Annotated in this window: 24 protein-coding genes; 11 read left to right on the plus strand and 13 right to left on the minus strand. The window is 72.4% G+C overall.

The annotated features are described in order from the left end of the window. Positions 1-36: 36 nt before the first annotated feature. Positions 37-1,230 carry a glycoside hydrolase family 18 protein gene (locus BLW76_RS39445; protein WP_208613479.1) on the minus strand — a complete coding sequence of 398 codons (1,194 nt, stop codon included), beginning with the start codon at positions 1,228-1,230 and terminating at the stop codon, positions 37-39. Between the two features lie 153 nt (positions 1,231-1,383). Here BLW76_RS39445 and BLW76_RS39450 point away from each other — a divergent pair, with 153 nt between their 5' ends. Beyond that, the gene (locus BLW76_RS39450) at positions 1,384-1,776 is read left to right on the plus strand and encodes a hypothetical protein (RefSeq protein ID WP_091317090.1); all 393 of its coding nucleotides are present in this window, start codon (positions 1,384-1,386) and stop codon (positions 1,774-1,776) included. Here the strand turns inward: BLW76_RS39450 and BLW76_RS39455 are convergent. Both BLW76_RS39455 and BLW76_RS50585 read right to left on the minus strand, forming a co-directional pair. Continuing rightward, positions 1,770-3,113: a pyridoxal phosphate-dependent decarboxylase family protein gene (locus tag BLW76_RS39455; protein ID WP_091320451.1), complete on the minus strand. Its 1,344-nt coding sequence runs from the start codon at positions 3,111-3,113 to the stop codon at positions 1,770-1,772. The two genes, BLW76_RS39450 and BLW76_RS39455, sit on opposite strands and share 7 nt — an antisense overlap. Before the next feature lie 65 nt (positions 3,114-3,178). Next, the gene (locus BLW76_RS50585; protein ID WP_091317092.1) at positions 3,179-3,763 is read right to left on the minus strand and encodes a YdeI/OmpD-associated family protein; all 585 of its coding nucleotides are present in this window, start codon (positions 3,761-3,763) and stop codon (positions 3,179-3,181) included. A gap of 85 nt (positions 3,764-3,848) precedes the next feature. Between BLW76_RS50585 and BLW76_RS39465 the strand changes: the two genes are divergently transcribed. Next, entirely contained in the window at positions 3,849-4,382 is a 534-nt protein-coding gene (locus tag BLW76_RS39465; RefSeq protein WP_091317093.1) for a GNAT family N-acetyltransferase, read from the plus strand. On the opposite strand, the gene BLW76_RS39470 is transcribed toward BLW76_RS39465, so the two are convergent. Next, positions 4,372-4,839, minus strand: coding sequence for a nitroreductase family deazaflavin-dependent oxidoreductase (locus tag BLW76_RS39470; RefSeq protein ID WP_167385063.1), 468 nt, complete (start codon positions 4,837-4,839; stop codon positions 4,372-4,374). The genes BLW76_RS39465 and BLW76_RS39470 overlap by 11 nt on opposite strands. A gap of 42 nt (positions 4,840-4,881) precedes the next feature. On the opposite strand from BLW76_RS39470, the gene BLW76_RS39475 reads away from it, so the two are divergent. From BLW76_RS39475 to BLW76_RS39490, 4 genes are all read left to right on the plus strand, one after another. Beyond that, positions 4,882-5,511 carry a class I SAM-dependent DNA methyltransferase gene (locus BLW76_RS39475; protein WP_091317096.1) on the plus strand — a complete coding sequence of 210 codons (630 nt, stop codon included), beginning with the start codon at positions 4,882-4,884 and terminating at the stop codon, positions 5,509-5,511. Between the two features lie 95 nt (positions 5,512-5,606). Continuing rightward, positions 5,607-6,785 (plus strand): PucR family transcriptional regulator, encoded by a 1,179-nt coding sequence (locus BLW76_RS39480; RefSeq protein ID WP_091317098.1) that lies wholly within the window; start codon positions 5,607-5,609, stop codon positions 6,783-6,785. Between the two features lie 56 nt (positions 6,786-6,841). Beyond that, complete coding sequence (locus BLW76_RS39485; RefSeq protein ID WP_091317100.1) at positions 6,842-7,321, plus strand: DUF2975 domain-containing protein; 480 nt, start codon at positions 6,842-6,844, stop codon at positions 7,319-7,321. Beyond that, the gene (locus tag BLW76_RS39490; RefSeq protein WP_091317102.1) at positions 7,321-7,533 is read left to right on the plus strand and encodes a helix-turn-helix domain-containing protein; all 213 of its coding nucleotides are present in this window, start codon (positions 7,321-7,323) and stop codon (positions 7,531-7,533) included. The genes BLW76_RS39485 and BLW76_RS39490 overlap by 1 nt, the downstream gene beginning before the upstream one ends. On the opposite strand, the gene BLW76_RS39495 is transcribed toward BLW76_RS39490, so the two are convergent. Next, positions 7,530-7,994: a MarR family winged helix-turn-helix transcriptional regulator gene (locus tag BLW76_RS39495; protein WP_091317103.1), complete on the minus strand. Its 465-nt coding sequence runs from the start codon at positions 7,992-7,994 to the stop codon at positions 7,530-7,532. The two genes, BLW76_RS39490 and BLW76_RS39495, sit on opposite strands and share 4 nt — an antisense overlap. Positions 7,995-8,057: 63 nt before the next feature. On the opposite strand from BLW76_RS39495, the gene BLW76_RS39500 reads away from it, so the two are divergent. Continuing rightward, positions 8,058-8,489 carry a RidA family protein gene (locus tag BLW76_RS39500; RefSeq protein WP_341866539.1) on the plus strand — a complete coding sequence of 144 codons (432 nt, stop codon included), beginning with the start codon at positions 8,058-8,060 and terminating at the stop codon, positions 8,487-8,489. 291 nt (positions 8,490-8,780) lie between these two features. Here the strand turns inward: BLW76_RS39500 and BLW76_RS39505 are convergent, their stop codons facing one another. Beyond that, positions 8,781-9,296, minus strand: a complete 516-nt coding sequence (locus tag BLW76_RS39505; RefSeq protein ID WP_091317106.1) for a hypothetical protein — start codon at positions 9,294-9,296, stop codon at positions 8,781-8,783. Positions 9,297-9,550: 254 nt separating this feature from the next. On the opposite strand from BLW76_RS39505, the gene pgfA reads away from it, so the two are divergent. Next, positions 9,551-10,618 carry a cell envelope lipid trafficking protein PgfA gene (gene pgfA, locus BLW76_RS39510; protein ID WP_091317108.1) on the plus strand — a complete coding sequence of 356 codons (1,068 nt, stop codon included), beginning with the start codon at positions 9,551-9,553 and terminating at the stop codon, positions 10,616-10,618. On the opposite strand, the gene BLW76_RS39515 is transcribed toward pgfA, so the two are convergent. Beyond that, positions 10,615-11,310 carry a class I SAM-dependent methyltransferase gene (locus tag BLW76_RS39515; RefSeq protein ID WP_091317109.1) on the minus strand — a complete coding sequence of 232 codons (696 nt, stop codon included), beginning with the start codon at positions 11,308-11,310 and terminating at the stop codon, positions 10,615-10,617. The genes pgfA and BLW76_RS39515 overlap by 4 nt on opposite strands. Positions 11,311-11,471: 161 nt before the next feature. Between BLW76_RS39515 and BLW76_RS39520 the strand changes: the two genes are divergently transcribed. Further along, complete coding sequence (locus BLW76_RS39520; RefSeq protein ID WP_091317111.1) at positions 11,472-12,602, plus strand: glycosyltransferase; 1,131 nt, start codon at positions 11,472-11,474, stop codon at positions 12,600-12,602. Positions 12,603-12,654: 52 nt separating this feature from the next. On the opposite strand, the gene BLW76_RS39525 is transcribed toward BLW76_RS39520, so the two are convergent. The 3 genes from BLW76_RS39525 to BLW76_RS39535 are packed head-to-tail and all read right to left on the minus strand — an operon-like array spanning position 12,655 to position 15,570. After that, positions 12,655-13,704: a hypothetical protein gene (locus BLW76_RS39525; RefSeq protein WP_091317112.1), complete on the minus strand. Its 1,050-nt coding sequence runs from the start codon at positions 13,702-13,704 to the stop codon at positions 12,655-12,657. Between the two features lie 3 nt (positions 13,705-13,707). After that, a complete protein-coding gene (locus BLW76_RS39530; protein ID WP_091317114.1) occupies positions 13,708-13,890 on the minus strand; it encodes a hypothetical protein in 183 nt (60 codons plus the stop codon). A gap of 3 nt (positions 13,891-13,893) precedes the next feature. Then, positions 13,894-15,570: an MmpA family trehalose lipid delivery protein gene (locus BLW76_RS39535; protein WP_091317115.1), complete on the minus strand. Its 1,677-nt coding sequence runs from the start codon at positions 15,568-15,570 to the stop codon at positions 13,894-13,896. Positions 15,571-15,640: 70 nt separating this feature from the next. On the opposite strand from BLW76_RS39535, the gene BLW76_RS39540 reads away from it, so the two are divergent. After that, a complete protein-coding gene (locus BLW76_RS39540) occupies positions 15,641-16,843 on the plus strand; it encodes a polysaccharide biosynthesis protein (protein ID WP_091317117.1) in 1,203 nt (400 codons plus the stop codon). A 191-nt stretch (positions 16,844-17,034) separates the two neighbouring features. Here the strand turns inward: BLW76_RS39540 and BLW76_RS50590 are convergent, their stop codons facing one another. Next, positions 17,035-21,039, minus strand: coding sequence for an alpha-(1->3)-arabinofuranosyltransferase (locus BLW76_RS50590; protein ID WP_091317119.1), 4,005 nt, complete (start codon positions 21,037-21,039; stop codon positions 17,035-17,037). A 104-nt stretch (positions 21,040-21,143) separates the two neighbouring features. Between BLW76_RS50590 and BLW76_RS39550 the strand changes: the two genes are divergently transcribed. Beyond that, a complete protein-coding gene (locus BLW76_RS39550; protein WP_091317120.1) occupies positions 21,144-21,818 on the plus strand; it encodes a class I SAM-dependent methyltransferase in 675 nt (224 codons plus the stop codon). Positions 21,819-21,880: 62 nt separating this feature from the next. On the opposite strand, the gene BLW76_RS39555 is transcribed toward BLW76_RS39550, so the two are convergent. Continuing rightward, positions 21,881-22,117 (minus strand): hypothetical protein, encoded by a 237-nt coding sequence (locus BLW76_RS39555; RefSeq protein ID WP_091317121.1) that lies wholly within the window; start codon positions 22,115-22,117, stop codon positions 21,881-21,883. Positions 22,118-22,214: 97 nt separating this feature from the next. Further along, positions 22,215-23,960, minus strand: coding sequence for a glycosyltransferase family protein (locus tag BLW76_RS39560; protein WP_091320454.1), 1,746 nt, complete (start codon positions 23,958-23,960; stop codon positions 22,215-22,217). Positions 23,961-23,969: the final 9 nt, after the last annotated feature.

Consider the following 23,969-nt stretch of genomic DNA (forward strand, 5'->3'; position numbering starts at 1 on the left):
CCGGACGCGCTCGCGCCCGGGCCCTCCAGCTCTGGTTCAGCAGCGGCCGGCGATGGCCCGCAGCAGTTCGGCGTCCGCCGTGTCGCCGGACAGCTCCCAGGCGAACACCCCGCCGAGCCCCTGCGACCTGGCGTAACCGGCCTTCGCCGACGCCGTCTCCGGCGTGTCGTAGCTCCACCACTGCGAGCCGCACTTCGCGTACGCGGTGCCCGCGACCCGGCCGTTGGCGGGGCACCGGGTCTTGAGCACCTTGTAGTCCTCGACGCCGGCTTCGTAGGTGCCGGGCGCGGGGCCGGTGGCCGTGCCGCCCGGCTGCTGCTGCGTCACGCCGTCCCAGCCGCGGCCGTAGAAGCCGAGGCCCAGCAACATCTTCGACGACGGCACGCCCTGGCGGCGCAGCTTCTGGATCGCCGCGTCGGCGTAGTAGCCGGCGCTCGGGATGCCCGGGTAGGCGCGCAGCGGCGAGTGCGGCGCGGTGGGCCCGGTCGGGCTGGCACCGGCGACGAAGTAGTCGTAGGTCATCACGTTGTACCAGTCGAGGTAGCGGCTCGCGGCGCCGTACTCGGTGGCGTCGATCTTGCCGCCCGCCGAGCCGTCCGCGGTGATCGCGGCGGTCACCAGCTGGCGCCCGAACTTCGCGCGCAGCGCCTTGACCAGCCCGGTGAACGCCTTCGGCCCGCTGGCGTCGCAGGTGTTGCCGCAGGCGTTGGGGTACTCCCAGTCGACGTCGATCCCGTCGAAGACGCCGGCCCAGCGCGGGTCGTTGACCAGGTTGTAGCAGGACTCCGCGAACGCGGCCGGGTTCTTCGCCGCCTCGGTGAAGCCCGCCGACCACGTCCAGCCGCCGAAGGACCACAGCACCTTCAGCTTCGGGTGCAGCTTCTTGAGCTCGCGGATCTGGTTGAAGCTGCCGTGCAGCGCCCCGGGTTCGGTGCTGTCGGCCTGGCCGCTGACGCTCGTGGCGGCGTCGTAGGGCATGTCGTGGTCGGCCCACGGGTCGCCGACCGCGCAGCCGCCGCCCGTGACGTTGCCGAACGCGTAGTTGATGTGGGTCAGCTTCGCGGCCGAACCCGACGTCTCGATGTCCTTGACGTGGTAGCCGCGGGCGTAGACGTCCCAGTCGGCAAAGTAGGCCATCACCTTGCCCCGGCTCTGGCCGGCGTCCGCGGGTGGTGCGACGACGGAGGCGCCGGCCAGCGCGAGCGCGACCACGGCGATGCGTTTTCTCATGCGGAGCACGGCATTCTCCCATCCGGACGGGGTGGCCGCGCCGAGGTTAACAGGTCCAGACCATTTCCGGCCAGGGCCAAATCAGTACGGTCAACGGATTTCCCGATGCTCCCCCAGCCGGGCGCGGATTCACCGGCGTGGAATGATCGGCCGATGACCGAGTTCGGCTGCGCGCGCTGCTCCGGCGAAGACGCCCTGACCGCGCTGGCGTTCTGCACGACCCGGCTCACCAAGACCCATCGCCTGGTCGAGCAGTCGCACTTCAGCGTTTCCCTGCGCCGGTGCCCGGAATGCGGGCAGTCGTTCGCCGCGATCTTCACCGAGTTCGTCGACTGGGTGGGCGGCGAAGACGCGCAGTACTTCGACTTCGTCCCGCTCACCACCGCCGAGGTGTCGGCGCTGGCCGCGCAGGGCGCCCGCGTCGACCTCGCCGAGCTGGGCGCGCTGGGCAGCGTCCGCCGCCGGCTGTCGTCGAGCTGGCCGACGGGCGGCGAGAAGGAGATCGCCTGGCGGACGGATCCCCTTTCGGTGCGCGAAGGTCACTGAGCCAGGCGCAGGACGGCCGCGGCGCTGCGGTCGACGTCGGCCTCCGTCGTCGCCCAGCCGGACACCGAGATCCGCAGGTACCGGCGGCCGCGCCAGGTGGTGCCGCCGAGCCAGCACGTGCCGTCGTCCTGGACCTTCCGGATGAGCGCGTCGGTGTCGTCGCCGAAGGACACCAGGACCTGGTTGAGGACGACGTCGTTGGCGATCTCGGCACCGCCGTCGGCGAGCCTCCCGGCGAAGCGGCGCGCGAGCCGGCAGCAGCGGTCGACGAGCTCGGCGACGCCGTCGCGGCCCAGCTCGCGCAGCGCCGCCCAGACGGCGAACCCGCGGGCGCGGCGCGACGACTCCAGCGTCAGGTCGCCCATGCCGGACACCTCGCCGGCGCCGGTGAGATAGGCGGCCCGGTAGGCGATCGCGGCGGCGTGGACGTCCGGGCGGGCGCAGAAGACGAAGCCGGAGTCGTACGGGACGTTGAGCCACTTGTGGCCGTCGCAGGCCCAGGAGTCGGCGAGTTCGACGCCGTCGAGCAGGGCGCGGGTTTTCGGATTCGCCGCGGCCCAGAGGCCGAAGGCGCCGTCGACGTGGATCCAGGCGTCGCCCGCGGCCGCACGGGCGGCCCGGAGGTCGTCGCACGCGCCGGTGTTGACGTTCCCCGCCTGCAGGCAGACGATCAGCGGCCCGCGGCCGGCTTCGCACACCCGGCGGAGGTCGCCGACGTCGATCGCGCCCTGCGGACCGGCCTTGACCGGCTCGACGACCCGGGTGCCGAAGCCGAGCAGCCGCAGGGCGCGGTCGACGGTGGCGTGCCGTTCTTCGCTCGCGACGACCCGGACGCGCGGGGCCCCGGCGAGCCCGTCGCGCTCGACGTCCCAGCCGGCTTCGGCGAGCACGTGGTGCCGCGCGGCGGCGAGGCCGGCGGTGTTCGCGGCCTGTCCGCCGGTGACGAACCCGGCGGAGGCGCCCGCCGGGATGCCGAGCAGCTCCTTGAGCCAGCCACCGGCCACGTCCTCGGCGGCGGCCGCGGCGGGCGAGAGGACGGCGTTGAAGCCGTTCTGGTCCCACCCGGCGGCCAGGACGTCCGCCGCGGTGGCGGCGGGGAGGGCACCGCCGATGACGAAGCCGAAGAAGCGCGGCCCGGCGGTGGCGACGAGCCCGGGTTCGGCGGCGCGGGCGAGCTGTTCGAGCACTTCGGACGGTGGGCTCGGCTCCTTCGGCAGCGGCCCGCCGAAGCCGGCCCGGAGAGCGGCGGGGTCGACGGGCCGGGCGACGGGCCGGTCCGCAAGGGACGCGCGGTAGCGGGCGCCCAGTTCGGCGGCGCGGGCCAGCAGGGCAGGCATCTCGTCCACGCACCGACTGTAGGCCGAATTCGCGCCGCCGCGGGTCGTGAGTGGTACGGCGTGTTCTAACCCGCCTTACCACTCACGACGGGTGGGTGGGCGGCCCGGCGGTTCTCCCGGGCCAGCGCCACCGTCGTCGCGATCCGCCGCTGCCGGGTCTCCGGCCGTTTCGCGCGAGCGATCCACTCCAGGATCAGCCGCCGCGACGAGGGTGGGAACTCCGCGAAGTACCGCGCTGACACGGCATCCGCGTCGAGCGCGGTCCGCAGATCCGGCGGCACCACGCCGTCCTGCGCCTCGGCCAGCACGTCCCACGTCCCGGTCCGCCGGGCCAGGTCGACCACCGCCTGACCGGCCGGCGTCATCAGCCCGGCCGCCGTCAGCCGCGCCACCCGCTCCCGGTTCACCCGGCTCCAGGTGCTTCCCGGCTTCCGCGGCGTGAAGCACAGGTACGTGCTGTCGGCGTCCCGTCGCAGCGCCTTGCTGTCGATCCACCCGAAGCACAGCGCCTGCTCCATCGCCTCGTGGATCCGCACCCCCGGCACCGCGCTCCCCTTGCGCCGGATCACCAGCCACACCGATGTCTCGCGAGCCGCCGCGAGCCACGCACGCCACTCCTCGGCCGAGGAGACCTCCAACACCTTGTCCATGCCTCCATCGTCGTCACCTAAGTGTTCATCTTCTGAGCACTTTTGCTCGGGAACAATCGGCGCCCTCCCGGCGTAGCGTCCTGGTATGGAGACCCCGTTGAGCACCGACCGGCTCGTGATCCGGGACTGGACGCCTGCCGACGCCGAAGCCGCGTTCGCCGTCTACGGCGCGGAGGACGTCACGCACTGGCTGACCCCGGCCATGGACCGCGTCGGCGACATCGGCGCGATGCGCGCGGTGCTGCACGCCTGGCAGGAGGCGCAGCCGAACCTGCCGCCGCCGCGCGGCCGGTGGGCGATCGAGCGCAAAGAGGACGGTGCGGTGATCGGCGGCCTCGGCATCCGGCTGCTGCCACCGTTCGAAGAGGACCTCGAACTGAGCTGGCAGCTCGCCCCCGGCGTCTGGGGCAAGGGCTACGCGTCCGAGGCGGCGACCGCGCTCATCGAGTGGGCGTTCACCCAGGACACCGAGGAGCTGTTCGCCGTCGCGCGGCCGAACAACACGCGGGCGATCGCGGTCGCCAAGCGGCTCGGCATGAACTGGGTCGGCGAGACCGACAAGTACTACAACCTGCGGCTGCAGGTGTACCGGATCCGGCACACCGACATCATCGGCTGACCGGCTCCAGCAGGAAGACGCGGATTTCGCGGTGCTCGGCCCGCACGGCGTACCGGTCGTACGCGGGCCAGTAGGCCGCGACCGCGTCCCACATCTCCCGGCGCTCGTCCCCGGTCAGGAGCCGCCCGGCGACGTCGATCGCGCGCCCGTGCAGCGCGACCGTCGCCGCCGGGTTCGCCAGCAGGTTCGCCGACCACGCCGGGTGCTCCTCGCCGCCCCAGTTCGAGCCGATCACGACGTACCCGCCGGCCCGCTCGACGTACAGCAGCGGCACCTGGCGGGGCTCGCCGCTGCGCCGCCCGATCGTCGTGAGCAGCAGCGTCCGCAGCCCCACCGCCGCGCCGACGCCGACCCGGCCGCCGCTGATCCGCAGCAGCACCCGGTCGGCGGGCACCAGCGCCCGCCCGAGCACCGCGAACGCCCTGCTCTTGCCGAACCCGGCGAAGACACCCCGCAAACCAGCCACGCCGGGATCCTAGGTCTGGCAGGGTGGACGGTCATGACCAGCCCCGAAACCGCCGCCGAGGTCTTCGACGCGCTCGGCACGGACTACGAGACCGCCTTTCCCGATCAGACCGGGCAGAAGGCCGTGCTCGAATGGCTGCTCGGCCGCCTCTCGCCCGGCGCCACGGTCGTCGACCTCGGCTCGGGCACCGGCCGTCCAGTCGCCGAGACCCTCGCCGCCGCCGGGCACGACATCACCGGGTATGACATCTCGGCGAAGATGATCGAAATCGCGCGAGCCCGGGTCCCGGCCGCGCGGTTCGAACAGGCCGACCTCCGTGCGCTGACCCGGCCTGCTGGGAGCCTGGACGCCGTCACGGCATTCTTTTCCCTCCTCCAGATGACCCGCGGCGAACTCGACGCGGTGCTGGCCAAGGTGGCGACGTGGCTCGTGCCCGGCGGCCACTTCGTGCTCGGCACGGTGGCCGCGGACGCCGACGAGGTCGAGTCCAGCTTCCTCGGGCACCCGATCCGCGCGAGCAGCTACTTGCCCGGGAAGTTCGTCGCGCGGCTGGAGGGCGCCGGCCTGGAGATCGTCTACCGCGAACTGGTCCGGTACGAGTCGAGCCATCCCGGCGTCCGGCCGGAGGAACAGCTCTACCTGACCGCGCGCAGGCCCGGCTGAGCCGTCAAGACCCCACGACGTCGATCACCCGACGGACATGAATTTTGCTCAACTTCGTGCATGTCCCGGGCGGCTCACCCGAGCTAAAGTGAGGAATGGGCATCGAAGCTCTGGCCAGGCCGGTACCTCGCGAGCACCGCGAGCTGCTGCGCGAGATGCTGGCCAGGCTCCCCGAGTTCGCCGACCGCCTGGCCCGGCTGCTCAGTGAGCAGGACGAGTTCTACCGGCAGGTCGAGGACGTCGCCCCCGGCGAGCTGCGGCAGGTCTGCCGGGCCAACCTCGAACGCGCGCTGACGGCACTGGCCGAGGGCCACGGCCTCGCCCTCGACGCCGCCCGCAAGACCGGGCTCACCCAGGCGCGCCAGGGCATCCCCCTGCCCGCGGTGCTGCGCGCGTTCCGGATCGGCGGCACCTTCGTCTACGAAGGACTCCTCGAGCTGGCCGGCCCGGAGTTCCTCAACCCGACCCGGACGATCGAGATCAACTCCTACGTCTGGAAGGCGATCGACCTCTACTCCGACGCGCTGACCACGGCGTACGAGGAGGTCGCGGCCGAGCCGTCGCACGCGAACGCGCGGCTGCTGGACGACCTGCTGCGCGGCCGGCTCGCCGGCCAGGCGGAGATGGAGGCCGCGGCCCGCGAGCTGGGCCTGCCGACCGCGGGCATGTTCGTCGCGGTGGTCACCGAACGCGTCGAGCCGGACGACCACGACTCCGTCGAGGCGCTGCTGCGGGCGCGGCGCTGGCGGTCGGCGTGGCGGCCCGGCGGCGAGGCGGGCCTGGTCGCGGTCGACCGGATCGAGGACGTCCGGCGGCTGCGCGAGGTGCTGGGTTCGCTGCCGGTGGCGGCCGGGATGAGCAAGCCGTTCACCGGCTTCCCCGACGTCCCGGACGCCCTGCACCGGGCCCGGATCGCCCGCCGCTCGCTGCCGTCGGCGACGGCCGGCGTGGTGGTGTTCGGCGACTCGCCGGTGACGACGCTGGTCGCGGCGGCGCCGGGGATGGCCCGCGACGTCGTCCGGTCGGCGCTGGCCGGCGTGCTCGCCCTGCCGGCGGCGGAGCGCAAGGTCCTGCTCGACACGCTGCTGGCGTGGTTCGCCGGCCACGGTTCGGCGAAGGAGGCGGCCGACCGCCTGTTCGTGCACCCCAACACGGTCCGCTACCGGCTGCGCCGCGTGCAGGAGCTGACCAAGCGCGACCTCACCGACCCGGTGGACATCGGCGAGCTGTACGTCGCACTCGAGTCGGTCCGCCTGGATCCGGAGCCGGAGTGATCGTTTCCCGATCACTACCGATTGACTTTCGATAGGAAGCGCGCGATAGTCGGCGCATGGTTACCGAGAGATGGGCCGTTGCCGCGCTCAGATTCTTCCTCGTGGTGCTGTTCGGCGTCCTCGTCGTATTCCAGACGATGTCCCTGCCGGGCGGCATCGCCTACCACGCGCAGCAGAACCCGCACGACGCTCCGCTGCGCTGGCCGCTGACCGCCATCGCCGTGTTCCTCGTGCTGTGCGTGCAGGTGGTGGTCGTTGCGACGTGGAAGCTGCTGACCCTGGTCAAGAAGGACCGGATCTTCACCCCGGCGTCCCTGAAGTGGGTCGACGCGATCGTCTGGGCGGTCGCGGCCGCGTGGCTGGTGGTCGCCGGCATGCTGCTGTTCGTCGGCTTCAACGCGGACGACCCGGGGATGCCGATGCTGCTGTTCCTGGTGACGGTGGCGATCACGGTGGTCGGCCTGCTGATGGTGGTCATGCGCGCCCTGCTGCGGCAGGCGACGGCGCTGCGCTCCGACATGGAAACGGTCATCTGATGCCGATCGTCGTGCGCATCGACGTCGAACTGGCCAAGCGCAAGATGAGCGTCGGGGAGTTCGCGGAGAAGGTCGGGCTGACCCCGGCCAACGTGGCGGTGCTGAAGAACGGCCGCGCCAAGGCGGTCCGCTTCAGCACCTTGGAGGCGATGTGCCGGGTGCTCGGCTGCCAGCCCGGCGACCTGCTGGAGTGGGTCGAGGACGAGGTCTAGCCCAGGTCGGCGGGCCGCACGCGCAGCTTGGCGGCGATCCGGGCGAGCGTCTCCTGCTCGGCCGCGGTGAGCGGGTCGAGGACGTCCAGCACGCTCCGCACGTGCGTCGGCGCGGCCCCTTTCACGACGCCGAACCCGGCATCGGAGAGGGCGACGAGGGTGTACCGGCCGTCATCCGGGTCCGGCGAACGCCGGACCCAGCCGCGCTGCTCGAACCGCTTGACCACATTGGACAGCCGGGAGAGCGAACCGTTGGCCAGGTAGGCGAGTTCGCTCATCCGCAGCCGGCGCTCGGGCGCCTCCGAGATGTGGCTGAGGGTGAGGTACTCGAAGAGCGTCAGGCCGGCTTCGTGCTGCAGCGGCGCCTCGAGGCGGCCCGGGAGCAGCAGGATGAGCGAGACCAGCCCGGTCCAGGCTTCTTTTTCGGCCGGGCTGAGCCAGCGCGGGCCTTCTTGGTCCATGCCGGGAGCCTAACCATCCGCGAATGACTTCACGCTTGAAGTCGTGCTATGTTGACTTCAAGCGTGAAGTCATTCGAAGGGAAGCGCATGTTCTACGTAACTCCCGGCTACAGCCCCCGCCACCTCGAGGCACTGCACTACAGCCAGGCGGTCCGCATCGGCAACCGGGTGGAGATATCGGGCCAGGGCGGCTGGGACGACAACACGGTGTTCCCGGCGGACCTGGAGGAGGAGATCATCCGGGCGTTCGACAACGTGGAGCGGACACTGGCCACGGCGAGCGCGAGCTGGGCGGACGTGGTGTCGGTGGATTCGTTCCACATCCCGACCGCGCCGGACACGATCGGGGACGAGCACACGCGGGTGATGGTGGAGCAGTTCCGCAAGCGGATGGGTGACCGGGCACCGATCTGGACGCAGATCGGCGTCGCGGCGCTGGGGGCACCGGGGATGCGGGTGGAGATCCGAGCCACGGCCGTGGTCGCCGAGGACTGAGCCGCGCGGCAGGCCGCCGGCCAGCCCTCGCCCGCCCTCGCCGCCCGCCTCGCCCGCCGGCCGCGCAGAGCCCCGGCCACCCGCTCGCGTAGGGCGGCCACAGCCCAGCTCAAGCGCCCCAATGTGGCGTTCGGTGCGTCCAACGCACCCAATGTGGCGTTCGGTGCATCCAACGCACCCAATGTGGCGTTCGGTGCATCCAACGCACCCAATGTGGCGTTCGGTGCGTCCAACGCACCCAACGCCACATTGGGGCGCTCGGGACCAGGCCGGGCGAGCAGCGGGCGAAGGTCAAGCCGCGTCGGCGTCCACCAAGCGGGCCAGCTCCAGCAGTGTCCCCTCGAAGCCCGGGCCCGCCGTCAACGCCACCGTCAGCGGCCCGCCGCGGCGATCGCGGCCCACCGGCAGCGTCACCGCCGGCTCCGTCCACTGGGGACGGTCCACACCGGCCGATACCACCACGTCCGGGCGGGCCGGGCGGTGTCGCCGGCCGCCCGCGTCGAGGTCGAGCACCACGTTCCCGTGCAACGAAAGCAGCGCTGCCACGTCCGCCACCGCGTCCCGCAGCTCGCGGTTCGCTATCGAGTCCGAATGCGCGCCGATCGCCGGGCGGGCCGGCGACCCGTCGTGGGTCAGGCGGGGCACTATCGCCCCCAAGTCACCCGACGCGCACGTCACCACCCGGATGCCCGGCACGCCCGCCAGCGGGTCGCTGATGCTGATCCCCGCGCTCGCGGCGGCCGCCACGATCCGGGCCCGCCAGCGCGCCGTCGCCGCGATGGCGACTTTTGTTGGGTCCTGCGACAAAAGGGGGTTTCTCCTTCGTGGTCCGGGCGCGGCGGCGTGAGGATCGTCCGATGGTGGGCCCGTGCCCGTTGTGCCCGGGAACAAACATGTTTGGTCGCTTGGTCCGAACGGCCGTGCGCATGCGACCTTCCGGTCGCACCGGACGTCTGTGACCGCGAGTCACACTTTGACGCGCGACGTGGCGCGGGCCACTATCCGTGCACCTGATTACCGCCGGGTAATTTGCGTGTCCGGAGTACGACCCAGGAGGACCGTTGCGACGAGCTTTGGGCCTGATCTTGCTGGCGCTGGGGGTCTTCGCGGTCGCCGGGGCGGTGCTGCTGCCGACCTACGTCTACCCGAGGCTCGCCAAGGTGCCGCTCGACCAGGATTCGACGTCGGTGCTGGAAGGCACCGCGAGCAAGGTCCTCGCCGTGACCGACAAGGGCGCCGGCCCGGTCACCGAGATCCGCAAGGACGCCAAGCTGACCGCCACCGCCCGCGTCCAGGCGAACTTCGCCCGGCCGGAGATGCGCGCGGACACCGACTACGCGGTCTGGCTGCTCGCCGTGCAGGTCAAGGACGACGACGACGGCACCGTGGTCAGCGCGAGCAAGCGGCAGGTCTGCTTCGACCGGCGCACCGCCGAGGGCTACGACCCGCGTGGCGACGCCGACCCGAAGTGCACCAAGGAAAGCAGCTACGTCACCGAACTGAAGGACAAGGCCGACAAGGACGGCGAGAAGCCGCCGGAGCAGAACATCTACCAGTCCCAGCCCGGCCTGAACTTCAAGTTCCCCTTCGGCACCGAGCAGAAGGACTACCAGGTCTACGACGACAACACCGGCAAGGCCGTCACGGCCCGGTTCACCGGCACCGAAGAGGTGAACGGGATCGAGACGTACAAGTTCGTCCAGACCATCGGCGACACCAAGCTCGAGACGAAGTCGGTGCCGGGCTCGCTCGTCGGCCTCACCGACCCGACCGTCGACGCCGACCTCTACTACCGCGGCATCAACACGATGTGGGTGGAGCCGGTCACCGGGGTCCAGGTGAAGCAGCAGCAACAGCAGCACCAGGAACTGCGACCGGCCACCGGCGCGCCGACCGTCGTGTTCGACGGGACGCTGGCCTACAACGGCGAGACGATCGCGAAGATGGTCGACCAGATCAACGAGAACAAGGGCAAGCTGGAGTTCCTGTCGAGCACCGGCCCGCTGTGGCTCGGCATCGGCGGCGGGGTGCTGATCGTCGGCGCCGTCTACCTGCTGGCCCGCCGTCGCCCGGCCGCCCCGCCGGCCCCGCCGGCGCGGCGACGGGTTCCGGTCGGCGCGGGACGTTAGCGTTTCTTCAGCACGAGCACGAGATTCCAGGAAGCAATTTCACGGAGGCCGGGAATCCGCACGATCCACATCGCCCAGCTCGGGTGGTACCGCGGATACCCGGCCACCAGGTCGGCGAGCGGCGTCGTCTTCGCCCAGCGGAGCGCGGCGCCGACCGAAACCGGGAACAGGCTTTCCCCGAATTTGTTCTTCGGCTGCTTCCCGAATTTGCGCAGATAACGGCTCCGAGCGTAGTAGCCACCGAGGAAATGCCACGGCGCGGTCTCGTGGCCACCCCACGGCGAATACCACGGCGTGAACGACGCGAACACCGTGCCGCCGGGCTTGGTCACCCGGCACATCTCGGCGAGCATGACCCACGGCTCGGAGACGTGCTCCAGTACGTTCGACGAGTAGCAGATGTCCACGGAACCGCTGCGCACGGGCAGTTCCGTGCCGCTCGCGCGGATCATGTTCTCCCCCGGCTCGCCGCGGGCGGACAGCTCGCCGACGTCCGGGTCCAAGCCGAGGTAGACCGCGCCGGCCGCGCGGAAGGCGTCCGAAAAATAGCCGGGGCCGCCGCCGACGTCGAGGATCGTGCGCCCGGACAGCGGAGTGTGCGCCGCCAACTGCCGGACGGAGTCGGCGGCGAGCGCGGAATAGAAGCCGTCCGGGTCCGTCTGCTCGGTGAGAAAAGTGCGGAACAGAGTCACGGAACGACGGAGCGTGGCGCGATGCGGCCGGGCCGTCGCGACGAGAACCGGATTACCTACCATTGAACCGTCGCTTTCCCGAATACGTTCATCTAGGGTGTACGCACCAGTAACCTAGCACCGTCGCTACAGTTTGGAAAAACCCGATGGAACGTCCTCGTGTGCTCCTCCTCAACTGGCGCGACACCGGCCACCCCGAAGGCGGCGGTTCGGAACGCTACGTCGAGCGCATGGCCGAAGGCCTGGCCAGAGCGGGGTACCGGGTCGAGATCCAGTGCGCCGCCTACCCGGGCGCGACCGCGGGCGAGTGGCGCGACGGCGTCCGCTACCGGCGCCGCGGCAACAAGTTCGGCGTCTACGCGCACGCGTTGCGCGCCATCCGCCGGGCCCGCGCCGATCTCGTGGTGGACGTGCAGAACGGCATGCCGTTCTTCGCCCGGCTGGTCGCCGGCTGCCCGGTGCTGGTGCTCGTGCACCACGTCCACAAGGAACAGTGGATCAGCGCGCTCGGCGAGACGCTGGGCCGGGTCGGCTGGTGGATCGAGTCGCGGCTGGCGCCGTGGCTGTTCCGCAAGTGCCGCTACATCACCGTTTCCGAGGTCACCAAGGCCGAACTGGCGGAGCTGGGCATCGGCCGCGAGCGGGTCACGGTGGTCCCGAACGGCCTCGACGCGCCCCCGCCCTGCACGTCCGAACGGGACGGCGAACCCACCCTGGTCGCGGTGAGCAGGCTGGTGCCGCACAAGCGGATCGAGCACGCCATCGACGTCGTCGCGCGGCTCGCGCGGCGCTGGCCGTCCCTGCGGCTGGAGGTCGTCGGCCAGGGGCCGTGGGACGAGGTGCTGCGCGCCCACGCGGCCGCGCGCGGGGTCGCCGACCGGGTCGTCCTGCACGGCTGGGTCGACGAGCAGGCCAAGCACGAGATCCTCGCGCGCTCGTGGCTGCACCTGTGCCCGTCGGTCAAGGAGGGCTGGGGCATCGTCATCATGGAGGCCGCGGCGCACGGCGTGCCCTCGGTCGCCTACCGCGCCGCCGGCGGCGTTCGCGAGTCCATTGTGGAAGGGCGCACCGGACTGCTGGCCGACGACTTCGACGATTTCACCGCCCAGGTCGAAGGTCTGCTCGCCGACGCCCCGCGCCGCGCGGCGCTGGGCCTGGCGGGTGCCGAGCGGGCCGGCGAGTACAGCTGGGACGCGAGCGCCGGGCAGTTCGAGTCACTCGTGCGGGACGTCGCCGGCTGTCCGGTGCCCCGCCCGCGCACCCTGGTCCCGGAGCTCGCCCCGCGGACTTGATGCCATGAAAGACTCTTTCAGTGCACCGGACGTCATGAAAGAGTCGTTCATGTCATTGCCGCGCCGCCTGGTCCCGTACTGCGTCCCGGAACTCGCCCAGGAGCCGGGCGGCCGCGGCCGCGTCGAAGTCCTTGCGGCGGGCCCGCACCGTGACGGTGGTCTGCCCGCCGGTCGTCGCCACGCCGAACGCCACGCCTGACCGGCCGCTCGCGGCCGGGTAGAACGCCAGCGACCGCACGGTGTCCCCGGTGGACACCAGGCCGAGGTTCGACACCAGGAACGTCGAACCGAGCCTGCTCGCCAGCAGCCGGGTGCCCAGCCGGGCGACGCGGCTGCTGCGGGCGGGGAAGTCCGGCTCCGGCGGCTGGGCCGCGAGCACCGCCGCGACGTCCGCGCCGCGGCCCAGCCGCAGCCGGAAGAACGCGCTGTCGTGCACCGGTTCCGGCGCCGCGCCGGACCTCCGCGACGCGCCCAGCGCGGCCACCACGCGGGCGGTACGGGCGCCGTGCGCGCGGTTCCAGCGTTCGGTGGCGCGGGCGGCGGCCGCGACGAACCCCGCGGCGCCCAGCCGCAGGCCCGGCTCGTGGCCGGCCACGAAGACGTCTCCCGCGGCCTCGCGACCACGTTCGGGGGTGATCCGGCCCGGTGGCGCGAAAAGCGCCTCAGCGAGCCGCTGGAGGGCCGAAACGGCAAAGGGTTTGCCACCCGCGCGTTCGCCGATCCCCCGTGCCGCCGAGGAAACCGGGACGTCGAGCAGGATGCCGAGCAGGGACAGCAGGCCCAGGCCGTCGAGGGCGCCGTGGTGCGCGGCGACGAGTAACGTCGTTTCGCCGGTGGCGACGCGCACCAGGGGCGCGCCCCGTTCGTAGGGCGCCGAGGCGAAGCGGTCCCGGACTTCCGTCAGGTCGGTGCTCCGCTCGATGTCGGGCACCACACCGAGGTGCGGGTACTGCCGGCCCGCGTCCGCGAGCCGCGCCCGGAGCTTCTCCGGTTCCGGTGCGGCCGCGCCGAGTTCCGCTTCGAGGAGGATGCTCCAGGAAACGGTGGGGTCGCCGTAGAGCCCGACGACGCGGTGCGCGTGGTCGGAGGCGAGCCGGGTCACGCGTCAGCGGTCCCCGTAGAGCTTGAGCGGGTGGTCGGCAGGGTTGTACTTCACCTGCGCGTTGAGCTTCGCCTGCACCGGCGCGGCGGTGTCCGGGTCGGCCGAGGTGATGAGGGCGAAACCGCCCGCTGTCGCCGCCCCGCCGCCGATGATGACGGCGACGATCGCGCCGATGACCGTGCCCACGAGTCACTCCTTCCGCGGCGGGAGAATCCTGCCGCGGCCCAATGTACGCATCGGTAACATGCGACACAACACTGCGACGCACAGCAACGTGAGCGCTACTCCGTTCGCCAGCAAGGCGGGCGTCCACGACACCGCTTTCACCGGCGGCTCACCCGGCGTCCGGTACAGCGTCAGCCAGTCACCCGACCACACCTGCGTCGCGCCGGCGAGCAGCTGCGGGTCCACGTAGCCGGGTGTGCCGTGCTCGACGAGGATCCAGCCGATGCCCGCGTCGGTCAGCTCCCGCGCGGACGTCGCGGCGCGGACGTCGCCGATCCTCGGGTCCTCGCCGGCCACGCGCTCGCTGCCGACCTGCAGGGTGTCGTCCATCAGCACGGGTTTCGGCAGCACGCGCGGCGCCGGGTCGAGCTGGGTGCGGTCGTCGTTCCAGGCGAACCCGCGGAACGCCGAGAGCGGCAACGCCAGCACGTCGCCGGGCCGGTCACCGAGCTTTTCGGACACTGCCTGCCAGTCGGCCGGGTACCGCGCGGTGCCGAGCCGCCCGAAGCCGCCCCACGCCAGGTCCGGCATGGTGAGCAGCGGGAAGACCACAGCCGCCGTCAGCAGGGCCACACGTCCGCTTTTCAGCTTCGCCGCGGCGAACTCGACGGCCAGCGCGAAGCCCAGCGCGAGCGGCAAGGCCCACCAGGCCACCCATTTCTGGGCGTCACGCAGCAGTCCGGCACCGGGCACGTACCGCGTCGCGGCGGTCAGCAGCGCGTCGCCGCCCGGCAAGGTCGCCAGGGACGCGAGGAAGACGCCGAGGACACCGAGCGCGGTCAACGAGCGGACCGGCGCCTTCCCCCACCGGTTCGCGAGCGGCCAGAGCCCGGCGACCGCGATCGCGACGACGATGAGCGTCAGCACGGGAACCAGCGGTACGGCCCGGCTGGCGGGCACGGTTTCGGCGTTCCAGATGCCGCCGAGCCCCAGCACGCTCAGCAGCGCGGGACCCCAGCTTTCGGCGCGGGCGCTGAACGCCGTGACGCCGGCCGGGTCGGAGAACGTGCCACCGGCGTTGAGGAACGTCGGGACGAGCCAGGGCAGGTTGAGCACAATGGCGAGCGGGACCGTCTGCCAGAGCCGCCTCGAGCCGGCGGCCACGACCATGACGGCGACCGCGAGGACGCCACCCGGCGGCGTCAGAACGGCCGGGGCGCAGGCGATCACCAGCTTCGGCAGGGCACGGGGTTCGTGCCTGCGCGCGGCGAGCCCGGCGGCGGCGATCCACGGCAGGCTCGCGTACGCCAGCAGCAGCGGCCAGTGCCCGATGAACAGCCGTTCCGCGAAGTACGGCGTCCACGCGTACGCGGTCGCGGCGACGAGCCGGGTGCCGAGGTGCTCGGTGGGGACGAGCCGTCCCGCGCCGAGCGCGGCGAAGAAGACGGCCAGGAGCAGGACGAGCTTCTGGACGAGGTCGCCCGGCAGCACGGTGGTGGCGAGCGCGACGGCGGCGTCGGCGGGGACGGACCGCGGCAGCGTGCCGCCGATCCCGAAGGCGTCCGGCACGAAGTACTGCCGGGGCGCGAACACCATGTCGTAGCTCAGGACGAACCCGCGGCCCAGCAGCGGCCCGCAGACGGCGAACGCCAGCGCGGCGGACAGCACGGGGAGGGCGAGCCGCCTGCTCGGTGCGTCCACGGCCCTTCCTTTCCGGTGCGTGCGCGGTTATGGTCCCTGGTCATTACCCGCCGGTAATGGGAGCACCCCGTTGAGCGTAGACACCGAAGTCCCGGCGCGGACCGGCAACCGGGTCGCGGCGATCCTCGTCTCACTCGCGCTCGCGGGCAACAACGCGGCGAGCTACGTGCTGAGCCTGGCCGCCGCGCGCCTCCTCGCGCCCGGCGCGTTCGGGGAGCTGAGCTCGCTGCTGGCGGTGCTGGTCGTCGGCGTCGTCCCGGCGATGGGCCTGCAGACGGTGGTGGCGCTGCGGGTGGCGCGCTCGCCCGGGCTGGCCGAGGGGTCGCTGTTCGCGCTCGGCCTGGTGACGAGCGCGATCGTCGCGACGACGGCGTTGATGCTGAGCCCGTTGCTGGTGCTGTTGCTGCACCTGGGTTCGCTGGCGCCGGCGCTGCTGGTGACGGCGGCGCTCGGGCCGCTGACGCTGCTGGGCGTGTTCCACGGTCTCCTGCAGGGCAGCCACCGGTTCGCGGTGCTGTCGGGGCTGATCGCGCTGGAGGGCGTGGGCAAGGTCGGCGGTTCGCTGGCGGGGCTGCTGGTTTCGGGCACCCCGACCGGCGCGCTGGCCGGGGCGGCGATCGGTTCCCTGGCGGTGGTCGTGGCGGGCTGGCAGCTGTGCGGCCGCCCGCGTCCCCGCTGGGCCGACCGCCACGGCGGCGAGGTGTTCCACACGGCGCAGGCGATGCTGGCGCTGGTGCTGCTGGTGAACCTGGACCTGGTCCTGGCCCGGCACACGCTTTTGGCGGGCGAAGCGGGCCAGTACGCGCTGGGGGCGATCGTCACGAAGATCGCGTACTGGCTGCCGCAGGCGGTGGGCGTGCTGGTGCTGCCGCGGTTCGCGGTGTCCGACCGCCGTCGCCGGGTCCTGCCGGTGGCGCTCGCGGTCTGTGCCTGCCTGGACGCGCTGGTGCTGCTGGTGTCGCTGGTGCTGGGACCTTCGCTGCTGGCGGTGATCGGGGGCGCGCGGTACGCGGGCAGCACGATGCCGGTGTGGCCGTTCGCGCTGGCGGGATCGCTGCTGGCCCTGGTCCAGATCCTGCTGTACGCCCGCCTCGCGGACGGCGACCGGCGCGTGACGGCCCTGATGTGGTCGGCGGTCGGCGTGGAGGCACTGCTGATCACGACGTGGCTGCACGGGTCACCCACCCAGGTGGTGACAGCGGCGGCCTGCACGGCCGGAGCCCTGGCCGCGGCCGGGGCGGTTCTCGAGGTCCGGTCGCGCAAACCGGCCTGAGCAGCCCCCGTTTTCCACGCTACCGGCAGGCACCGACACTTTTCGGCCCCAAGCGCCCCAATGTGGCGTTGGTTGCGTCCAACGCACCGAACGCCACATTGGGTGCGCTGGACGCACCGAACGCCACATTGGGTGCGCTGGACGCACCGAACGCCACATTGGGGCGCATCGTCGGGAGCGTGGGGCCCGGGTCAGGTCGGCTCGGTGGGGTTTTCCTTCCGGACGAACCAGTCCACGCACGTCGCCACCATCGCGGCCGCGGCCAGCAGCAGGGCCGCCTGGGTGACCGGGCCGTACGCCCACTCCTGGCCGTGGCCCAGGATGCGGCCCGTCACCGAGACCAGCGCCGCCACGGCCATGCCGCCGAACGCCAGGAACCTGGGTGCGCGCTCGGAGAACTGGCGGGCCAGCAGGCACGCGATCAGCAGCACCACCGGCAGCATCCCGCCCAGCGCCACCAGCAGCCCGATCAGCACCACCGGCACCACCGCGCCGCCGCCCGGGGCGATCGTGAAGCGACGCCGGTGCGCCGGCCACGCCACGCCCAGCAGCAACACCAGCACCGCCGCCGCGCCGATCAGGAGGCTCAGGCGGTAGTGCGCGTCCGGGGTGAACGACAGCGACACCACGCCGCCCGCGCCCGCCGGGACGATCCAGGCCTGCTGCCAGCCGTCCACGCGGGTGCGCGTCAGCTGCTGTCCGTCCAAAGTGGCCGTCCAGCCCGCGTTCGCGTTCTCCGGGACCGCCAGCACCGCCTCCGCGCCCGGTCCCACCGTCACCGACCGCGACGCCGCGTCCCAGTCGCCCACCTGCACCGTGCGGTGCACCGCTGGCGTCGTCTCCCCCGCCGGGCGCAGCCACAGGTCCTGGACCACGAACGACTCCGACCGGTCCGTCCGCAGCTCGTGCCCGCCGGCCGGCAACACGATGCCGCCCTCGGAGTCGCGGCACATCCCCAGCGCCAGTGGCCGGTGCGCGATGATGTCGGACAGCTTGCCCTGCACCGACGTCCGGTAGTCGAGCCCGTCCAGGTGCACGTTCGGGCCCGAGCCGCACGGCACCGAGAACGCCGGGTCCGGTCCCGGGAGCAGGTCGTCGCTGCCGGACAGCGAAAGGCTGCCGATGCCGACCGCCGCGCGTGCCGCCGGATCGTCGTCGTCGCCCGGGAGCACCACCTGCAGCTGGTCGGTTTCCAGCGGCTCGAAGGACGCCGACCCGCCCGCGTCGAGCTGCACCGTCCGCGTCGCCGACCGGCCCACCAGCTGCACCTGCCGGGGCGCGCGGGCCCCGCTGCCCGGCGCCACCTCGATGCGCAGCCCCGAAATCCGCTTCGGTGCCGTCCACCCGAGGGTCAGCGCCGGCCGCAGGTCGGTGACGTCGGGGCGCCACGTCGTGCCCGCGTCGCCGTCCACGGCCGCGAGCCCGGCCGCCGCCGGGTCGCCGCCCAGCTGGGACGTCGACGCGACCGTGACCCCCGGCAGCGACACCGGGTTGCGGCCGCCGCCCGCCGGCAGCACCGAGCCGCCGACCAGGTACGTCTGCTCGGCCGGGGTGCTGAACAACCGGCGGATCCCGTCGGGTTCCTCGCCGTCGCGGGCGGCGGCGGCGTCGCACCGGACGGCGTCGCCCACCGGCAGGCACGCGTACCGCGGCTGCGCGCCGCGGGTGAACGCGAACCCGGGTGCCGGGCCGGTCGGCAGGTCCGCGGGCACCTCCAGGGCCCGCTGCGGCTGGGTGCCCGGGATCTGCAGCTCCGCGATGCCGAAGTTGCCGTCCTGCCGCCCGACCACCAGCGACAGCAGGGTGATCCGCACCTTGCGCGTGACGCCGCCGGCGACGGAGTACTCGTGCGGCCCGGCGCCGCGGACCACCGGCTGGTCGACCGAGCCGTTGTCGGTCGTGATCCGGATCCGGGTGGCCGGCCAGCCCACCCGGAGGTCGTCCACGAGCTGCAGCTGCACCGACGTCACCAGCCGCGGCGTGTCCAGTTCCACCTCGAGCCACTGGCCGATCGCCCCGGTGAACGACGACGACTGCCACGCCGTGCGCGGGTCGCCGTCGATCGCGGCGAACGGCTGGTGCGAGGGATCGGACCCGCCGAAGGCGTCGGCGAACGAGGCCGCCGTCGACGCCGTCACCGAGCGGATCCCCCGGTAGGCGGCGACGGTCTGGTGTTCCTGGCCCGGGAACGGCAGCAGGTCGCCCGCCGCGCGCTGCTGGCGGTAGGCCTCGCCCGCGGTCAGGGTCTGGCTGAGGTTGTCGCGGACGCCGCCGACGTTCCGCTCGGCCCGGCGCAGGCCGTCGGTCACCAGCCGCGGGCCGCCGGGCGACCCGCCGTCGCCGGTGAGCACGGTCGGCGTCGCCGGGTCGAGCTGGCCGGAATCGATCAGCGGCAGCAGGTTCTCCGGCCCGCCGCTCACCGTCGGGACGTCCGTGGTGGCCGTCGCGGTGGCCAGCGGCACCGGCTTCTGCACCTCGTAGATCTCCAGGGGACCGAAGGCGGCCGCCTTGGCGATGCCCGGCGAGCCGGCCAGCCCCGCGCGCAGCGTCGCGATGGGCGGCGCGGCGGTCCGTTCGCGGTCGATGTCGTTGCGCAGCAGGAGGAACCGGTAGCCGGACCGCGCGAGCAGCGCGGCCAGCCCGGGATCGCCGCGGCCGTCGGCGAGCGCCGCGTCCACCGAGTCCATCAGCCGCGTGTTGCCTTCGGATCCCAGCGGCACCTGGTTGCGGACCGCCCACGGGCTTCGCGCGATCGCCTGCGCGGGCTCGTCGACCGTGCGGCCCCACTCGTACTCGCCGAACCCGGTCGCCGGCAGTAGCAGCGTCCGCGCGTTCGGGTCGGCCTTGGCGACGTAACCCATCGCGTCGTACCAGTAGCCGGGTACCGCGTCCCAGCCCGGACCGGACCGCAGGTTGAGCAGCCACGCCGGCGCGGCCATCACCACCACCAGCAGCAACCCCAGCGCGGGCCGCAGGAACCGCCGGGGCGACCGGACCGGGCTCGAGATGCCGTGCACGAACGCCAGCATCAGCGGCAGCCGCAGCACCGGCTCGAACTTGTGCACGTTGCGCAGCGGGGCCAGTGGCCCGTCGAGCAGGTGCCGGACCTGCTCGGCCAGCGGGCTGTCGAGCGTGCCGACGTAGCCGATGGTCAGCAGCGTCAGGCCGGTGACGACGCCGAGCACGAGGAACCGCCGGTCCGGCAGGCCGCGCCGGGTCAGCCCGAACAGCCCGACGCCGGCGACGAGCCCGGTGGCGAGCATCAGCACCGGGTTGTCGATCAGCGACCAGCCGCCGGGCCACCACGGCGTGCCCTGGACGACGTAGGCCACCCACTGGTTGGTGCCGCGCAGCACCTCGAACAGCGACATCGGCGCGGTCGTGTTCGTCGCGGACTCGATGTAGTCGAGGAACGGCAGGCTGTATTCACCGAGCAGCAGCAGCGGCAGGATCCACCACAGCGTCGCGCCGACGACGAAGACGAACCACCACAGCACGAGCTCGACGTGCGCGCGCGTCCAGCGGCGGGTGAGCAGCCACAGTCCGGGCAGGACGAGCGCCATCACGACCATCGCGCCGTTGACGCCGCCCATGCACAGCACGGCCAGCGCGGACAGCCCGGCGGCGCGCCGCGGCGAGCCGATCGCCTCGGCGCGCACGAGCGGCACGAGCACCCACGGCAGCAGCACCGCGGGCAGCATTTCCGCGGACAGGCCGCCGATTTCGGTCAGCATGCGCGGGGCGAGCGCGTAGCCGAGCGCGCCGATCAGCCGGGTGCGCTCGGTGCCGATCTTCATCGCCCGCGCCAGCACCAGCGCGCCGCCGAACGCGGCCGAGAGCAGGACCGCGCCCCACAACCGTTGCGCGATCCACGCGGGCACCCCGGCGGCCTGGCACAGGGCGAAGAACGGGCCCATCGGGAACAGGTAGCCGTACGCCTGGTTCTGCAGCTCCCCCGCGGTCGCCTCCGGGTTCCACAGGTGCAGCGCCCGCCCGAGGAAGGCGATCGGGTCGACGGCGAGGTCGAGCTTGGTGTCGAACGTCGTCTTCCCGGGCATCTGCAGGAACGACAACGTGGTCAGGGCCAGCACGATCCACGTGCTGGGCCGGCGGAAGAACGCGCCCACCGAGAACTTCCGGGCACCGCCCGAGTGCGGGGCGTCGTCCCGGGTCCGTTCGCGGGTGGCGGTTACCATCCGGTAGATACTAGGCCGAAACCTGGCTACCATGTGCCGACGAATTTTCCCGAGTCCCCCGAACTCCTGGCAGGTGCGCCATCTCGTTCGAAGATGCCTGGGCCTTGGCCGAGCCGGTCAAGGGCTGGATGACGCGCGCGCAGGGCGAAGCGCTGTGGAACGCCGTGTGCCGCCTGGAGAAGGGCGACGTCGTCCTGGAAATCGGCAGCCACCAGGGCCGATCCACGATCGTCCTTGGCTCGGCGGCCCGCACGGTCGGGGCCACGGTGATCGCCGTCGACCCCTTCGTGGACGGCCGGTTGTTCGGCGGCTCCCCGACGCGGCAGCTGTTCGAGCGCAACATCCGGCGGGCCGGGCTGGACGACATCGTCGAGCTCGTCGCCGGTTACAGCACGGAACTACGCCCTGACTGGACCCGGCCCATACAGCTGCTTTACATCGACGGCAAGCACGACTACTGGACCTACACCGACGATCTGCGCTGGTCGGCACACCTGCCGCCGGGCGCGGAAATCCTGGTCCACGACTGTTTTTCCTCGATCGGCGTCACGCTCGGCACGATCGTGAAGGTCCTCTTCGGACAGCGGTACACCTATGTGGACCGAGCCACGTCACTGGCGCGGTTCCGGCTGGCCCCACCGTCCACGGCGGACCGCGTGCGCGTGCTCGCGCAGCTCCCGTGGTTCGCGCGCAACGTCGTGCTCAAGGTGCTGCTGCGGCTGCGGTTACGGCCGGTGGCGCGGCTGCTCGGCCACGACAGCCCGTACGACCCCTACTGACGCGGCCCGCGGGCGCGGGATGCCGGGTGGTCCGTGGCACCCCGCGCCCGGTCAGCCGTGGGTCACCGCGTGATGGCCCACAGCTCCCAGGTCCAGGTCGTGGGCCGGCACTCGAACTTCACGAAGCCGCCGGTCTGCACGTACCACTGACCGTCGGAGTAGCAGTCGTACTCGTAGGCCGCCCCGTAGCTCCACTGGTACTTCATGATCTGGCTGTCCCCCGCGCTGGCAGCCGGCGCGAACACGACCGTTGACGCCAGAGCGCCCGCGACGGCGGCGGCTGCCGCGATCTTCTTCACCTGTCTGTCCCCCGTTCTCGTTCTCGAACACGTGCCCGCACAAACAATCATGAAACGGGCACGCTTGTCCGCGGAACGGGTGGATTCGCCGAAGCCGCTACTGGGTCACCGGCTTGCCGACCTCGACCTTCGCGACGCACACGGGCGCGCCCGGGCTCGACAGCTGCACGCCGATGTGGTCGAAGAGGCCGTCCACCGGCAGATACAGCGAGTGCAGCCCGGCCTGGAACCACACCGGTGTCCGCTCGACCAGCCCTTCGCCGCCGTCGGAGGTGAAGTAGTCGATCTTCAGCAGGTGCCTGCCGAGCAGCGGGGTGTCGAGCGGGATGCGCAGCGGCGTTTCGCCGACCGTGTAGCCGCAGTTCGGCACCGGTCCCGGCAGGCCGCGGGCCTGGGCCGTCACCCCGGTGATCAGGTGGGGGGTGCCGGTGGCGTCGAGCTGGTGCATCCGGTTCGTCGGCTGGTCGAAGCGGGTGCCGGGCAGCAGGCCGACCACGCGGGACGCCTGCGAGTCGGCACCGAACCATTCGTGCACGAGATCGGGCGGCACGAACGTGTCGTAGAACACCAGGCCCGGATCGGCCGCGACCGCCGCGCGGACGTTCCCGATGTACTGCCCGGAGTGCTCGAACCGCAGCGCGGGCGCCAGCCGGGAAAAGCCGACCGCGGAACTGGCGAGGAGGAGCACGCACACGACCACCACCGCGATCGGCCGCTCACGCCCGCCGCCGGCCGGCGCGGTCCCGTCCGGTGCCAGGAAGGCGAACGCGCCGCACAGGGCGGCCGTGAACGCCAGCTCGGCGAGGTAGCGCGGGTCGTCCCCGGCGCCCGGGCCGACTTCGCGCAGCCGAGTCAGGGCCAGCAAGCCGACGTCCACGGCGAACAGCAGCCCGAGCAGCGCCCACGCCCGCCAGGCCCGGCGGCCGCCCACGCGCACGCCGGCCACCAGCAGGGCCACGGCCGCGGCGCACAGCAGCACCACGACCGCGAACGGCGAGGGCGCCCAGGTCGCGCCCGGGCCGGGCCCCGACCACGGCCCGCCGGCCAGCCCGGGCAGCAACGTGTCGCCGAGCATCCGGCCGGTCAGGTCGGCGACGGTGCCGGCGGTCATCGGCGGGCCGCCGGGGGTCACCTGGCTCGACGTCAGCGCGAGGTAGCCCGCGACGAACGCGGCGAGCAGCGCCGCGTGTCCCGCCCAGTAGCGCCACCGGTCCCGGGAGGACTGTCCGAGCAGGACGGTCACCCCGGCCAGCAGCACTGGGATCACCGCGGCCTTTTCGTAGAACGCGAGCCCGAACAGCGTCCACGCGAACGCGCCGATCCACCAGCGGCCGCCGTCACGCAGGTAGCGGACGTGCCAGTACAGGGCGCCGGCGCTCGCCAGCACCACCGGGACGACCTGGCCGCCGAACGCCCACCACAGCGTCGGGACCAGCAGCAACGTCGAGGCGGTGAACACGGTGAACGGCACCAGGATCGCCCAGCGGCGGCCGAAGCAGCGCACCAGCAGGCACCAGAACAGCACCGTCGCCGCGGCCCGCATCAGCAGCAGCGGCGCCACCATGAGCGGGAAGTCCAGCGGCGCCCACCACGTCATCACCGCCGCGAGGAAGAGCCCGCCGGGCTGCAGGTGCCCGTGGTAGTCCTGGAACAGGTAGCCGAGGTCGAACGGCCCGGCCACGGCGGCCCGGTACGTCATGACGAAGTCGTCCTGGGCGAAGTTCCCGTGCAGCGCCGCCCAGGTGTGCAGCGCGAACGGCACCACGCCGGCGACGAACGCGGCGAGGACCAGCGCCGACGGTCTTCGGGTCACCCGTGGCGCGGGCTTTTCGATCTGCACCAACACGGGCGG

The sequence above is a fragment of the Amycolatopsis tolypomycina genome, from assembly GCF_900105945.1.
Taxonomy (GTDB): Bacteria; Actinomycetota; Actinomycetes; order Mycobacteriales; family Pseudonocardiaceae; genus Amycolatopsis; species Amycolatopsis tolypomycina.

Bases quoted from the DNA above. Each gene is read 5' to 3' on its own strand.
- BLW76_RS39445 (WP_208613479.1), bottom strand. From the start codon at position 1,230: ATGAGAAAACGCATCGCCGTGGTCGCGCTCGCGCTGGCCGGCGCCTCC.
- BLW76_RS39450 (WP_091317090.1), top strand. From the start codon at position 1,384: ATGACCGAGTTCGGCTGCGCGCGCTGCTCCGGCGAAGACGCCCTGACC.
- BLW76_RS39455 (WP_091320451.1), bottom strand. From the start codon at position 3,113: ATGCCTGCCCTGCTGGCCCGCGCCGCCGAACTGGGCGCCCGCTACCGC.
- BLW76_RS50585 (WP_091317092.1), bottom strand. From the start codon at position 3,763: ATGGACAAGGTGTTGGAGGTCTCCTCGGCCGAGGAGTGGCGTGCGTGG.
- BLW76_RS39465 (WP_091317093.1), top strand. From the start codon at position 3,849: ATGGAGACCCCGTTGAGCACCGACCGGCTCGTGATCCGGGACTGGACG.
- BLW76_RS39475 (WP_091317096.1), top strand. From the start codon at position 4,882: ATGACCAGCCCCGAAACCGCCGCCGAGGTCTTCGACGCGCTCGGCACG.
- BLW76_RS39480 (WP_091317098.1), top strand. From the start codon at position 5,607: ATGGGCATCGAAGCTCTGGCCAGGCCGGTACCTCGCGAGCACCGCGAG.
- BLW76_RS39485 (WP_091317100.1), top strand. From the start codon at position 6,842: ATGGTTACCGAGAGATGGGCCGTTGCCGCGCTCAGATTCTTCCTCGTG.
- BLW76_RS39490 (WP_091317102.1), top strand. From the start codon at position 7,321: ATGCCGATCGTCGTGCGCATCGACGTCGAACTGGCCAAGCGCAAGATG.
- BLW76_RS39495 (WP_091317103.1), bottom strand. From the start codon at position 7,994: ATGGACCAAGAAGGCCCGCGCTGGCTCAGCCCGGCCGAAAAAGAAGCC.
- BLW76_RS50590 (WP_091317119.1), bottom strand. From the start codon at position 21,039: ATGGTAACCGCCACCCGCGAACGGACCCGGGACGACGCCCCGCACTCG.